Origin of the sequence: Serratia sp. CY47444, assembly GCF_052168635.1 — a bacterium.
Lineage (GTDB): Bacteria > Pseudomonadota > Gammaproteobacteria > Enterobacterales > Enterobacteriaceae > Serratia > Serratia bockelmannii.
On the sequence record NZ_JBJNMH010000003.1, the window covers coordinates 177,767 to 190,255 of the forward strand.

Annotated in this window: 12 protein-coding genes; 8 read left to right on the forward strand and 4 right to left on the reverse strand. The window is 60.0% G+C overall.

The genetic code is table 11. The features are described 5' to 3' along the window. The first annotated feature begins 80 nt into the window (after nt 1–80). The 8 genes from ACJ8IL_RS07295 to ACJ8IL_RS07330 all read left to right on the forward strand — a co-directional run bounded on the left by ACJ8IL_RS07295 (nt 81) and on the right by ACJ8IL_RS07330 (nt 7,926). Nucleotides 81–1,127, forward strand: a complete 1,047-nt coding sequence (locus ACJ8IL_RS07295; protein ID WP_004931381.1) for a 3-deoxy-7-phosphoheptulonate synthase — start codon at nt 81–83, stop codon at nt 1,125–1,127. Nucleotides 1,128–1,233: 106 nt separating this feature from the next. Continuing rightward, a complete protein-coding gene (locus ACJ8IL_RS07300) occupies nt 1,234–1,719 on the forward strand; it encodes a glutathione peroxidase (protein WP_038871031.1) in 486 nt (161 codons plus the stop codon). Nucleotides 1,720–1,890: 171 nt separating this feature from the next. Beyond that, nucleotides 1,891–2,073 carry a hemin uptake protein HemP gene (gene hemP, locus ACJ8IL_RS07305; RefSeq protein ID WP_016927944.1) on the forward strand — a complete coding sequence of 61 codons (183 nt, stop codon included), beginning with the start codon at nt 1,891–1,893 and terminating at the stop codon, nt 2,071–2,073. 94 nt (nt 2,074–2,167) lie between these two features. Next, the gene (locus tag ACJ8IL_RS07310) at nt 2,168–4,210 is read left to right on the forward strand and encodes a TonB-dependent hemoglobin/transferrin/lactoferrin family receptor (RefSeq protein ID WP_442516451.1); all 2,043 of its coding nucleotides are present in this window, start codon (nt 2,168–2,170) and stop codon (nt 4,208–4,210) included. A gap of 66 nt (nt 4,211–4,276) precedes the next feature. Continuing rightward, nucleotides 4,277–5,314, forward strand: a complete 1,038-nt coding sequence (locus ACJ8IL_RS07315) for a hemin-degrading factor (RefSeq protein WP_141969131.1) — start codon at nt 4,277–4,279, stop codon at nt 5,312–5,314. After that, nucleotides 5,311–6,144 (forward strand): heme/hemin ABC transporter substrate-binding protein, encoded by an 834-nt coding sequence (locus ACJ8IL_RS07320; protein WP_442516452.1) that lies wholly within the window; start codon nt 5,311–5,313, stop codon nt 6,142–6,144. Before ACJ8IL_RS07315 ends, ACJ8IL_RS07320 begins: the two co-directional genes overlap by 4 nt. Continuing rightward, the gene (locus ACJ8IL_RS07325; protein WP_048233553.1) at nt 6,144–7,148 is read left to right on the forward strand and encodes a FecCD family ABC transporter permease; all 1,005 of its coding nucleotides are present in this window, start codon (nt 6,144–6,146) and stop codon (nt 7,146–7,148) included. Before ACJ8IL_RS07320 ends, ACJ8IL_RS07325 begins: the two co-directional genes overlap by 1 nt. Then, nucleotides 7,141–7,926, forward strand: coding sequence for a heme ABC transporter ATP-binding protein (locus ACJ8IL_RS07330; RefSeq protein WP_148875450.1), 786 nt, complete (start codon nt 7,141–7,143; stop codon nt 7,924–7,926). Before ACJ8IL_RS07325 ends, ACJ8IL_RS07330 begins: the two co-directional genes overlap by 8 nt. Before the next feature lie 33 nt (nt 7,927–7,959). Here the strand turns inward: ACJ8IL_RS07330 and ACJ8IL_RS07335 are convergent, their stop codons facing one another. The 4 genes from ACJ8IL_RS07335 to ACJ8IL_RS07350 form a co-directional block, all read right to left on the reverse strand. Then, nucleotides 7,960–9,402, reverse strand: a complete 1,443-nt coding sequence (locus ACJ8IL_RS07335; protein ID WP_060432953.1) for a protein adenylyltransferase SelO — start codon at nt 9,400–9,402, stop codon at nt 7,960–7,962. A 257-nt stretch (nt 9,403–9,659) separates the two neighbouring features. Beyond that, complete coding sequence (locus ACJ8IL_RS07340; protein ID WP_043143424.1) at nt 9,660–10,391, reverse strand: EAL domain-containing protein; 732 nt, start codon at nt 10,389–10,391, stop codon at nt 9,660–9,662. A 512-nt stretch (nt 10,392–10,903) separates the two neighbouring features. After that, nucleotides 10,904–11,917 carry a lipoate--protein ligase A gene (locus ACJ8IL_RS07345; RefSeq protein ID WP_043143387.1) on the reverse strand — a complete coding sequence of 338 codons (1,014 nt, stop codon included), beginning with the start codon at nt 11,915–11,917 and terminating at the stop codon, nt 10,904–10,906. Between the two features lie 59 nt (nt 11,918–11,976). After that, nucleotides 11,977–12,441 (reverse strand): NlpC/P60 family protein, encoded by a 465-nt coding sequence (locus ACJ8IL_RS07350; RefSeq protein ID WP_016927954.1) that lies wholly within the window; start codon nt 12,439–12,441, stop codon nt 11,977–11,979. Nucleotides 12,442–12,489: the final 48 nt, after the last annotated feature.

Sequence of the window (12,489 nt, forward strand, 5' to 3'; positions counted from 1 at the left end):
TCAGCGCTTTTTGCGTTATTGTGATCGCCATCACTTCCCGGCACTCCTGCCGCAGAGAAGAACAGTTTCCAGGGAACAACATGCACAAAACAGATGAACTGCGGACCGCGCGCATCGACAGCCTCGTCACGCCGCAAGCGTTGGCAGACAAGCTGCCGATCTCGGCGGCCGTCGCCGACAACGTGACAGCGTCACGAAAACGCATTGAAAAAATCCTCACCGGTGAAGACCGCCGCCTGCTGGTGGTGATCGGCCCCTGCTCCATCCACGATCTCGACGCCGCCGTCGATTACGCTGGCCGGTTGAACGCCCTGCGCGAACGCTACCAGGATCGTCTGGAAATCGTGATGCGTACCTACTTCGAAAAACCGCGTACCGTCGTCGGCTGGAAAGGCCTGATCTCCGATCCGGCGCTGGACGGCACCTTCCAGGTCAACCGCGGCATCGAAATGGCGCGCCGTCTGCTGCTGGAAGTGAACCAGCTCGGCCTGCCGACCGCCACCGAATTCCTGGACATGGTCGTCGGCCAATACATCGCCGATCTGATCAGCTGGGGCGCCATCGGTGCGCGCACCACCGAAAGCCAGATCCACCGTGAAATGGCCTCGGCGCTCTCCTGCCCGGTCGGCTTCAAAAACGGCACCGACGGCAACACCCGCATCGCCATCGACGCCATTCGCGCGGCGCGCGCCGGGCACATGTTCCTGTCGCCGGACAAACATGGCCAGATGACCATTTACCAGACCAGCGGCAACCCGTACGGCCACATCATCATGCGCGGCGGAAAAACGCCGAACTACCACGCCAGCGACATCGCCGCCGCCTGTGACAGCCTGCGCGAATTCGATCTGCCTGAACACCTGGTGATCGACTTCAGCCACGGCAACTGCCAGAAAATGCACCGTCGCCAGCTGGAAGTGGCCGACAACGTCTGCCAGCAGATCCGCGCCGGCTCCGCCGCCATCACCGGCGTAATGGCGGAAAGCTTCCTGGTGGAAGGCACGCAGAAAATCGTCGCCGGCCAGCCGCTGACCTATGGCCAGTCGATCACCGATCCTTGCCTGAGCTGGTCCGACAGCGAGCAGCTGCTGGCGATGCTGGCGGATGCGGTTGATAGCCGTTTCTAACCCAGTAGAGGCCGGGGCCACGCCCCCGGCTTTATTCCTTCTGCCCCACTCATCTATACTGATTGCAACGCTTTAGCGCCCGCCGAAACGCACTGGGAGCCCCGGCATGATTCACTCTCTGTTATCCATCCCCTGCGTCACGCTGCAGGGCGAGCAAAAAACGCTGGGCGATTTCCCGGCGCGCGCTTACCTGGTGGTCAACACCGCCAGCAAGTGCGGCTTCACCCCGCAATACCGTGGGCTGGAAAATTTGTGGCAATACTATCGCGAACGCGGCCTGGTGGTGCTCGGCTTCCCCTGCAACCAGTTTGGTTCTCAGGAGCCGGGCAGTCCGCTGGAGATCGCCAACTTTTGCAGCCTCAACTACGGCGTCAGTTTCCCGCTGTTCAGCAAGATAGACGTTAACGGTCCCGGCGCGCACCCGCTGTTCAATGAGCTGAAACGCCTGGCGCCCGGCATTCTGGGCAGCCGCCGCATCAAGTGGAATTTCACCAAGTTCCTGCTCACCGCCGACGGCCAGCGCGTCACGCGTTTTGCACCGATCACCAAGCCCGAACGTCTGTTTGACCGCATCGAAACCCTGCTGAAATAACGCCCCTTTTTTACGGGCCGAGTGCGCTCGGCCCGCCGCCGGATGTCCATTCGACAAAAAGGTTCCATCGGTAAGAAAATTTTCCTTGATGTAACCTTTCCTTCACATGATAATGATTCTCAGTTTGATATTAATTACCATTTAATGGTCTGTTTTATAAGCACAATGATGATGGATACTGCCAACACGCCTACCCCCGCCGCCGCGGCCCCGACCGAGCACAGCGCAAACGCGCCGCCCAGCTACGACAGCGCACAGCTGCTCGGCGCCGACGGCATCGCGTTCATTACCCATCAGGGCCAGCGCTATCAGCTGCGGCAGACCAAAGCCGGGAAATTGATCCTGACCAAATAACCACAGAATCCTCAAACGCCAGCCACCCCGATCTTTTGATCCAGGCAGCCAGCAAATCTATTGATATGTTTTATTACATACGGAGAGTTGCACCATGCCTCTGACATTTTCCACCCGGCTGCGTTTTTCCGCTTTGAGTCTGGCGATTGCCTGCGCTCTGCCTACGGTGGCCTTGGCACAAAACACCAGCACAACATCCTCTTCCAACGCGGCAGCGGCCAAAAAAGCCAAAGCCGCCGACGAGACCATGACCGTGGTCGCCACCGGCAACCAACGCAGCAGCTTTGAAGCGCCGATGATGGTCACGGTGATCGAAGGCAACTCGCCGGAAAGCCAGACCGCCACCTCGGCCGCCGATATACTGCGCCGCGTGCCGGGCATCACCGTCAACGGCACCGGGCGCAGCAACGGTCAGGACGTGACGATGCGCGGCTACGGCAAAAACGGCGTGCTGACGCTGGTCGACGGCATCCGCCAGGGGACCGATACCGGCCACATCGGCGGCACCTTCCTCGATCCGGCGCTGGTCAAGCGCATTGAAATTGTGCGCGGCCCCTCTGCGTTGCTGTACGGCAGTGGCGCACTGGGCGGCGTCATCGCCTACGAAACCGTCGATGCCGCCGATCTGCTGCTGCCGGGCCACGATACCGGGTTCCGCGTCTACGGCACTGCCGGCACCGGCGATCACAGCCTGGGCATGGGCGCCAGCGCCTACGGCAAGACCGATAACCTCGACGGCCTGCTGTCGTTCGGTACTCGCGACGTCGGCAATCTGCGTCAGGGCAACGGCTTCGATGCGCCAAACGACGAAACCATCAGCAACGTGCTGGCCAAAGGCACCTGGAAAATCGACGACAATCAGTCATTGAGCGGCGATCTGCGCTACTACAACAACAGCGCCCAGGAACCGAAAAACCCGCAGACACCGGACAGCTCGAGCGGCAACCCGATGACCAACCGCTCCACAATCCAGCGCGATGCCGCTCTGAGCTATAAGCTCAAGCCGGTCGGCCAGGATTGGCTGGACGCCACCGCCAAGCTGTACACCTCGGAAGTCAAAATCAATGCGCACAACGCCGGTGCGACCGACGAATTCCGCAAGCAGACCACCAACGGCGGCAAGCTGGAAAACCGTACGCGTCTGTTCGCCGACAGTTTTGCGTCACACCTGCTGACCTACGGCTCCGAGGTCTATGAACAGAAACAGCAGCCGGGCGGCGCCACCACCAGCTTCCCGCAGGCCAAGATCAACTTCGCCTCCGGCTGGCTGCAGGATGAAATTACGCTGCGCGACATTCCGATCACCGTGCTGGCCGGCACGCGCTACGACGATTACAAAGGCAGCAGCCAGGGCCACGAAGACGTCAAGGCCGACAAATGGTCGTCCCGCGGGGCCCTGAGCTACTCGCCGACCGACTGGCTGATGCTGTTCGGCTCCTATTCCCAAGCCTTCCGTGCCCCGACCATGGGCGAGATGTACAACGATTCGCGCCACTTCCCCGGCAACTATTGGGTGCCTAACCCGAATCTGCGGCCGGAAACCACCAGCACCACCGAAGCCGGTTTCGGCCTGCGCTTCGACGATCTGCTGCTGGCGGATGACAGCCTGCAATTCAAGGCCAGTTATTTCGATACCGACGCCAAAGACTACATCTTCATGTATGTCACCCGCACGCAGACCGCCTCAGCGAATATCTCTCGCGCCAAGATTTGGGGTTGGGACACCTCGCTGAACTACCAGACCAAGTGGTTTAACTGGGATCTGGCTTACAACCGCACACGCGGCAAGGACAAGTCTCGCAATGGCGAATTGAACGCGAAAAGCGGCGATTGGCTGGCCGACATTAGCCCGGATACCGTTACCAGTTCGCTGGACGTGCCGCTGGGAGAAACCGGTTTGTCCGCCGGCTGGGTCGCCACCTTCGCCGAGCGCGCCACCCGTGTCCAAACGGGGATGCCGGAGCAAGGCGGCTACGGCGTCAACGACTTCTATCTGAGCTACAAGGGCCGCGATCGGCTGCAGGGCATGACCACCACCGTGGTGCTGGGCAACGCCTTCGACAAAGAATATTACTCGCCGCAGGGCGTCCCGCAGGATGGCCGCAACGCCAAACTGCTGGTCAGCTACCAGTGGTAATCATTTGACTATCTGGCGGACAACCCGGTTGTCCGCCGTTCGCATTACAGCGCAGGAGAATCCCGCATGAGCAACACCCTATACGAACGCTACCAACAGGCTAAAATCGATCACCCCGGCAAATACGCCCGCGATCTGGCGGCGATCCTTGGCGTCAGCGAAGCGGAGCTGACGCACGCCCGCGTCGGCCACGACACCCGCCGCCTGCAGGCCGATGCGCGCACCCTGCTGACCGAGCTTGAGCAGGTCGGCGTCACCAAGTCCATCACCCGCAACAGCTATGCGGTGCATGAGCAGATGGGCCGCTACCGCAATCAGCACCTCAACGGCCACGCCGGGCTGATCCTCAACCCGCGCGAGCTGGATCTGCGCCTGTTCCTCAACCACTGGACCAGCGTTTTCGCCATGAGCGAAACCAACAAGCGCGGCGTGCGCCACAGCATCCAGTTCTTCGACCAACAGGGCGATGCGCTGCACAAGGTCTACACCACCGAAGAGACCGATCTGCCGGCCTGGATGGCGCTGGTGGAGCGCCACCTGAGCGAAGAAAACCCAGCGCTGGCGCTGCAACCCGCCGAGGTGAGCACCGCGGATGAAACGACGCAGGATCATGCCAAAATCGACGGTGAATGGCGCGCGATGACCGACGTTCACCAGTTCTTCCAGCTGCTGAGCCGCAACAAACTGACGCGCCAGCAGGCGTTCCGCGCCGTCGGCGACGATCTGGCCTATCAGGTGGACAACAGCGCGCTGTCGCAGCTGCTGGAAGCGGCGCAGCAGCAGCAAAACGAGATCATGATCTTCGTCGGCAACCGCGGCTGCGTGCAGATCTTCACCGGCCAGATCGAACGTTTGATGCCGCAGGAAGGCTGGATCAACGTGTTCAACCGCCGCTTCACGCTGCACCTGATCGAAGACGCCATCGCCGAAAGCTGGATCACCCGCAAACCGACCAAGGACGGCATCGTCACCAGCCTGGAGCTGTTCGCCGCCGATGGCACGCAGATTGCGCAGCTGTATGGCCAGCGTACCGAAGGGCAGCCAGAACAAACCCAGTGGCGCGAGCAGGTTGCCGCGCTCGCCGCCAAGGACATCGCCGCATGAAATCTTCCTTGATCCGCCGCCTGACGCTGATGATGACGCTGGCGCTGCCGCTCACCGCGGCGGCGGCGGCGCAGCGCATCGTCTCGATCGGCGGCGACGTGACGGAAATCGCCTTCGCGCTCGGCGCCGGCGACGACGTGATCGCCCGTGACAGCACCAGTCTGCATCCGGAGGCGGTGAAAAAGCTGCCGGACGTCGGCTACATGCGCCAACTGAACGCCGAAGGCATTTTGGCGCTCAAACCGACGCTGGTGCTGACGACCGAGCTGGCGCAGCCGGCGCTGGTGCTCAAACAGCTGGCGGACAGCGGCGTCAAAGTGGTCAGCGTGCCGGGTGACACCACCCTGCAGGCGGTGCCGCAGAAAATCGCCGTGATCGCCGCCGCGCTGCAGCGTGATGAGCAAGGCAAACAGCTGAGCGAGCGCTATCAACAACAGCTGGCGGCGGTCGACACCTCTCCGCTGCCGGTCAAGGTGCTGTTTGTGATGAGCCACGGCGGCATTACGCCGATGGCCGCCGGGCAACACACGGCCGCCGACGCGGTGATCGCCGCCGCCGGATTGAAAAACGCCATGCAGGGTTTTGACCGCTATCGTCCTCTGTCGCAGGAAGGCGTCATCGCCAGCGCGCCGGACCTGTTGCTGGTCACCACCGACGGCGTGCGCACCCTCGGCGGCGAACAGCAGCTGTGGGCGCTGCCGGGCCTGGCGTTGACGCCGGCAGGCAAGCAGCGCCGCGTACTGATCGTCGATGACATGGCGCTGCTGGGCTTCGGTCTGGAAACGCCCGCGGCGCTGGCCAAACTGCGCCACGCGGCGGAGCAAAAGTAATGCGCTGTCGCACCTCGCCTCAGTTGGCCATCATCGGCCTGCTGGTGCTGCTGACGTTGCTGGCCCTGGTCGCCGCCAACCTGGGCGCGCTGACGCTGTCGTTTCGTACCCTGTGGCGCGAACCCTTCAGCGACGCCGCCTGGCACATCTGGCTGAACATTCGTCTGCCGCGCGTGCTGCTGGCGGTAGTGATCGGCTGCGCATTGGCGGTGTCCGGCGCGGTGATGCAGGGGCTGTTCCGCAACCCGCTGGCGGATCCGAGCCTGCTGGGCATCAGCAGCGGCGGCGCGCTGTTTGTCGCCCTGTTCATCGTGATGCCGCTGGCGTTGCCGGTGACGATCGCGCTGTACGGCCATATGCTGGCGGCGTTCCTCGGCAGCCTGCTGGTGTCGCTATTGATCTACGGCATCAGCCGCAGCGGGCACGGCAATCTGTCGCGGCTGTTGCTGGCGGGCATCGCCATCAACGCCCTGTGCATGGCGGCCATCGGCGTGCTCTCCTACGTCAGCAGCGATCAACAGCTGCGCCAGTTCTCGCTGTGGATGATGGGCAGCCTCAGCCAGTCACAGTGGCCGACGCTGGCCGTTTCCGCCTCGCTGATCCTGCCCGCCGCGCTGCTGACGTTGCTGCAGGCGCGCCGGCTGAACCTGTTGCAGCTGGGGGACGAAGAGGCCCACTACCTCGGGGTGAACGTCCAGCGCGCCAAGCTGCAGCTGCTGCTGCTGAGCGCCCTGCTGATTGGCGCGGCGGTAGCGATGAGCGGCGTGATCGGCTTCGTCGGTTTGGTGGTGCCGCATCTGGTGCGCATGCGCCTCGGCGGCGATCACCGCTGGCTGCTGCCCTGCTCCGCGCTGGGCGGCGCCTGCCTGCTGCTGGTCAGCGACACGCTGGCGCGCACGCTGGTGGCGCCGGCCGAAATGCCGGTGGGGTTGATGACCAGCCTGATCGGCGGTCCTTACTTCTTGTGGCTGGTGATGCGCCAGCGGGAGCGAACCGGTGGATAACGCCGCCTGCCTGACGGCCCGAGAGCTGCGTTACAGCCTCGGTGCGCGCCGCCTGATCAACGACGTTTCGCTCAGCCTCGCCGGCGGTGAAATGGTGGCGATTATTGGCCCTAACGGCGCCGGCAAATCGACGCTGCTACGCTTGCTAACCGGCTATTTGACGCCGGACTGCGGCGAATGTCGCCTGCTTGACCGCCCGCTGGAACACTGGGCGCCGCAGCAGTTGGCCAAAGTCCGAGCCGTGATGCGCCAGTACAGCGATCTGGCGTTTCCGTTCAGCGTGGAGGAAGTGGTCAGCATGGGGCGGGCGCCGCACGGCAAACGCGACGAGCATCAGGCGATCCAACAGGTGATGGCGCAGACCGATTGCCTGGCGCTGGCGCAGCGCGACTATCGCCAACTGTCCGGCGGCGAACAACAGCGGGTGCAGCTGGCGCGGGTGTTGGCGCAGCTGTGGCAACCGCAACCGTCTCCCGCCTGGCTGTTTCTCGACGAGCCGACCTCGGCGCTGGATCTGTACCACCAGCAGCACACCCTGCGCCTGCTGCGCTCGCTGACGCGCCAACAGCCGCTGGGCGTCTGCTGCGTGCTGCACGATCTCAATCTGGCGGCGCTGTACGCCGATAGGATCCTGCTGTTGCATCAGGGACGTCTGGTGGCGAGCGGCACGCCGCAAGAGGTCCTGCAGACGGAGATCCTCACCCGCTGGTATCAGGCCGATCTCGGCGTGGTGCATCATCCCGAAGTGTCTCTGCCGCAGGTCTATCTACGTCAATAACATCAAGGGCGCCATGAGGCGCCCTTTTTCATCTCAACTGGAGCAGGAAATCTCCAGATGTTTGCCCCAATCCGGCGGCAGCGCAGCAAGATCGTCATACTCCGGCGCATCGTCGAACGGCCTCAGCAGAGCCTGATGCAACCGCCGCAAACGGCCCACGTCGTCTTTCTCCGCATCCTCAATCGCCTGCTGCGCCAGATAGTTGCGCAGGATCAGGCGCGGGTTCACCGCCTTCATCGCCCGTTGCCGTTCCGCATCGCTGACCTGTTCCTGTTGCAAGCGCTGACGATACTGTTGATACCAGGCGTCGAACGCCGCACGGTCGATAAACTCGTCGCGCAGCGGCGACTGCGCCTGCTGCTGTTCGGTCTCGCTCAACAAGCGGAACGTGCGGGTATAGTCCCGCCCTTCCTGCGCCATCAGGCTCAACAGACCGGTGAGCACGTCATTATCCTGCGCCGTCGGCGTGAAGAAGCCGAGTTTGGCGCGCATCTGTTCACCGTAGGCGCGCATCAGCGCCGGCTCATACGCCGACAGCGCCTGCTGCAGCTGCTCGGTGGTCATCAACCCAGACAGGGTTTGTGCCAGGCGATGCAGGTTCCACAGCGCCACCGCCGGCTGATTGTCGAAGGCGTAACGCCCCTGGTGATCGGAGTGGTTGCAGATATAGCCGGGCTGGTAGTCGTCCAGGAAGCCATAAGGGCCGTAATCGATGGTGATACCGAGAATCGACATATTGTCGGTGTTCATCACGCCGTGGGCGAAACCGACGGTTTGCCAATGGGCGATCAAACGCGCCGTGCGTTCGACCACGTCGGTAAACCACAGCAGGTAACGCTCAGCCAGATCCTGCAACTGTGGCCAGTGACGGGCGATGACGAAATCCGCCAGCTGCCGCACTTGCTCCGGCTGTTTACGGTAATAAAAGTGTTCGAAGTGGCCGAAGCGCACATGGCTTTCCGCCACTCGCATCAGCATAGCGCCGCGTTCTGGCTGCTCGCGATATACCGGTTGCTGGCTGGTGACGATAGTCAACGCTCGGGTGGTGGGGATCCCCAGATGGTGCAGCGCCTCAGAGGCAAGAAACTCGCGGATAACCGAACGCAGCACCGCGCGGCCATCCCCCATGCGTGAATATGGCGTTAGCCCGGCCCCCTTCAAGTGCCAATCGCGGTGGCTGCCATCCGCCATGACCTGTTCGCCCAGCAAAATGCCGCGGCCATCACCCAGTTGCCCGGCCCACACGCCGAACTGGTGGCCGCTGTACACCTGTGCCAGCGGCTGCATACCGGGCAGCAGCGATTCTCCCGCCCAAATGGGGGTTTTATCCTGGGTAAACCAGCTTTCATCCAGCCCCAGCTCGCGTGCCAGCGGCTCGCTGTGGTACAGCAGGCGTGCATCCTTGAGCGGTGTCGGGTTCAGGGCGGTGTAGAAACCGGGTAACTGTTGGTAGTAAGCGTTATCGAACTGCGGCATAGGCCCTCCGTTTCAGCGTAGTGTAGAGCCTGAACGGGCGGATTAACACCGAAGGAATGCAGGGAGAACGCATCCGCCTGTCACCAGGGCGGATGCGGGGAGTTTGGCGTTGCCCCTCAGCTGAGGAAACGCGCTTTAACGTCGGCTGACAAACGCAGTTATCAGCATAAAGCGATGGCGAATAACGGCGACGGGATCACAGTAACCTCACCCCGTGCATTATTTACCTCATTGTGTGTAGTTTTTTATATCACTTCTTAATTATTGAACTCGCTGGGCCTCGCCAGCAAAGCTTGCAGATTATCCACACCAACGCTGGGCCATAAAAAACCTTGCAGGCCTAAAACACCGGCGTATCTGAGTTTATTAAAGTACTCTTTTTTCTCTATTCCTCCGACGATTACGCCTTTACATAACAGGTTGATATTCTTTAACAACGAGTCGATGACCACGTCATATCCCTGATGGGTAAACAGCTGCCAGTAAAAACGCTTATCTATCTTTACATAGTCAAACAAACCATCGTATAGCGCGGTCAACGTGGCTTTACCGGAACCGAAATCATCGAGCCACAGCGAAAACATTTCGCTTAATCGCCGCACGCTCGGGTTGTTCTTCCCGGCCGAAAGATTCGGAAAACTCTCACTGATTTCAAATGCAATAAAAGGATATTGCCCGATCCGTTGACATAACGCCGAATCAGAAAGAATAAGTTCGACGATGGTTTCTTCGATATTGATGGTCAACTGCACGTTGTTACCGGTAAACCAAGCCGCATGCTGCTCCGCAAGTTTCAATTGCTCATTAAATAACTCAATCCTTTGTTCAGACGTCAATAAATTAATCCCAATTTCGGCCGGCATGGCTAAATCACCGTCGAGACTGTTGAAACGGCTCAACATTTCAACCGCCAACAGCCCGCCCTCCATTGAGTAAACAGGTTGCAAAACATAGCTACTAATAAAGTCAGCTTCGAGTTGGATGTTCATTTTAATGCCACAGGATGAATGGCTAGCGTATCATCGTATATCAATATATTTTATCGATCAATCCCTCTGGGATTAATCGGAAATATCAATGTAAATACCCATGAAATATCATTTAATTGATAGATTAAAGCTATACGACAATCGTGAAAGGCGCAAAGAAAAGCAGCCTGACTTATGCCATAGCGACCGCCAAACGCGTTATGTGGAAAGGTATTTGGCTTAAGTTGAATGGATTGGCGGCTAAATTTGACTTATCTCCCTTGTTTTATTTAAGAAAAATCTTAAATAAAGTAAAATAATCTTTCCTCCTTAACGCGGATTTTTCCTACCGTTAACGACGACTGATTAAATTTAATAACGCATCAATTCCGCCCGTTATTCTCGGCATTGAAAATGTAAAAAAGTGCCCATCTTGATTTTCAGAAAATCTGCGCTACGCCCCTGCTAAACGCCGATTTCAGCGATAAAAAAAGGGATGAGCACGCTCATCCCCTTCACCATTCCCACTCCGGCTAACGGATCGTTTCGCTCAGCCATTGCCGCAACTCGGCTAATTCGGCCGCCTGTTGAGGATACTCCGCCATCAGTCGGTCACAGCAGGCGGCGACGGGCTCACTGCGGTACGCGCAGCCCACCAGCATGTCCGCCAACCGCTGCAGCGGAGCGGGATTCAGGCTATCGGTGAACACCTGCGCGCGAACAATCGCCCCCTTCTCCACATCGAAGAACAAGTCTACGCCGCCCCAAACGAAACGCTCGTTAAGCAAGTGGCTGAACGCCGGCGCCTTGCCAAAATTCCATTCCCAACTGCTCTGTTTGGCGAACTGCGCGGCAAAATCGGGCAGATCGGGGAACACGTCCGGCGAAATAATCTCCGGCTCGACCGTCTCGCCATAGTGGGCGAAGAAGGCCTGTACGATGGCGTCGCATACCTGCGCATGGCTGATGCCCGGCAAAAACTCCGCCAGATTGGCGACGCGCGAACGCACCGAGGTAATTCCCTTGGCCTGCAGCTTTTTGGGATCCGGATTGAGATAGTCCGCCAACCGTTCCAGATCGGCATTCAGCAGCAGCGTACCGTGATGGAAACCGCGATCCTGCGTTTCTCGATAGGCCGAGCCGGATATTTTGCGCGGCCCGTCGGCGGTTTCCATCACCAGATCGTTACGCCCCGATGCGCTGGCCGCCACGCCCAGCTCCCGCAGCGCTTGCAGAATGATGTCGGTCGAGACGCTCTTGTCGTAGCCCGGCTTGCCGGCCATAAAGGTGAAGCAGGTATTGCCCAGGTCGTGAAATACCGCCCCGCCGCCGCTGCTGCGCCGCGCCAGCCGAATGCCATCCTGCTCCATGCGCCGGGTATTGCACTCTTTCCAGGGGTTCTGCGACTGACCAATCACCACCGTTTCGGCATTGCGCCACAGGAAGAGAATTTTTTGCGTGGTCATTTCGCGGAAGATGCACTCTTCCACTGCCAGGTTGAACCAGGGATCGTAGGAGTCGGAGATCAGTAAACGCAGGCTGTTCATGGCAGGCACCGTTCAAAACACGAGATGCCGCCATGATACACCAAATCAACGGGTTAAGGTTAAATGCGTCGCGCCTGCCAGTACACACGCTTCCAATAGACGTTATCGAGCGAGGAGCGGATCACCCCGCGGCTGGTCGAAGCGTGGATAAACTGGTCATTGGTATCGTAAATGCCGACATGCAGGCCGTTCTCACCGCCGCCGGTTTTGAAAAACACCAGATCGCCCGGCATCAACTCATCGCGTGAGACCTTGGTGCCCAGTGAGGTCTGTTCTTCGGTCGAACGCGGCAGTTGCATGTCGAAGCGATCGCGGAACGTGCGGTAAACAAAGCCGGAGCAATCTACGCCGCCGCGATCCAGGCCGCCGTAACGGTATGGCGTACCGTACCACTGGCGCAGTTGTTCATTGAGTTGGGCCACCACCACGATAGAATCCGCCAGGCGGCCGCTGGGCGGCGGCGCATGGCTGCTGCAACCGGCGAGGATCAAACTGGCTAATAAAAACCACACACGCATCCGCATAATATCCCTTCATTGAACACGTTGCCGCATTATGCCATCCGGTACACC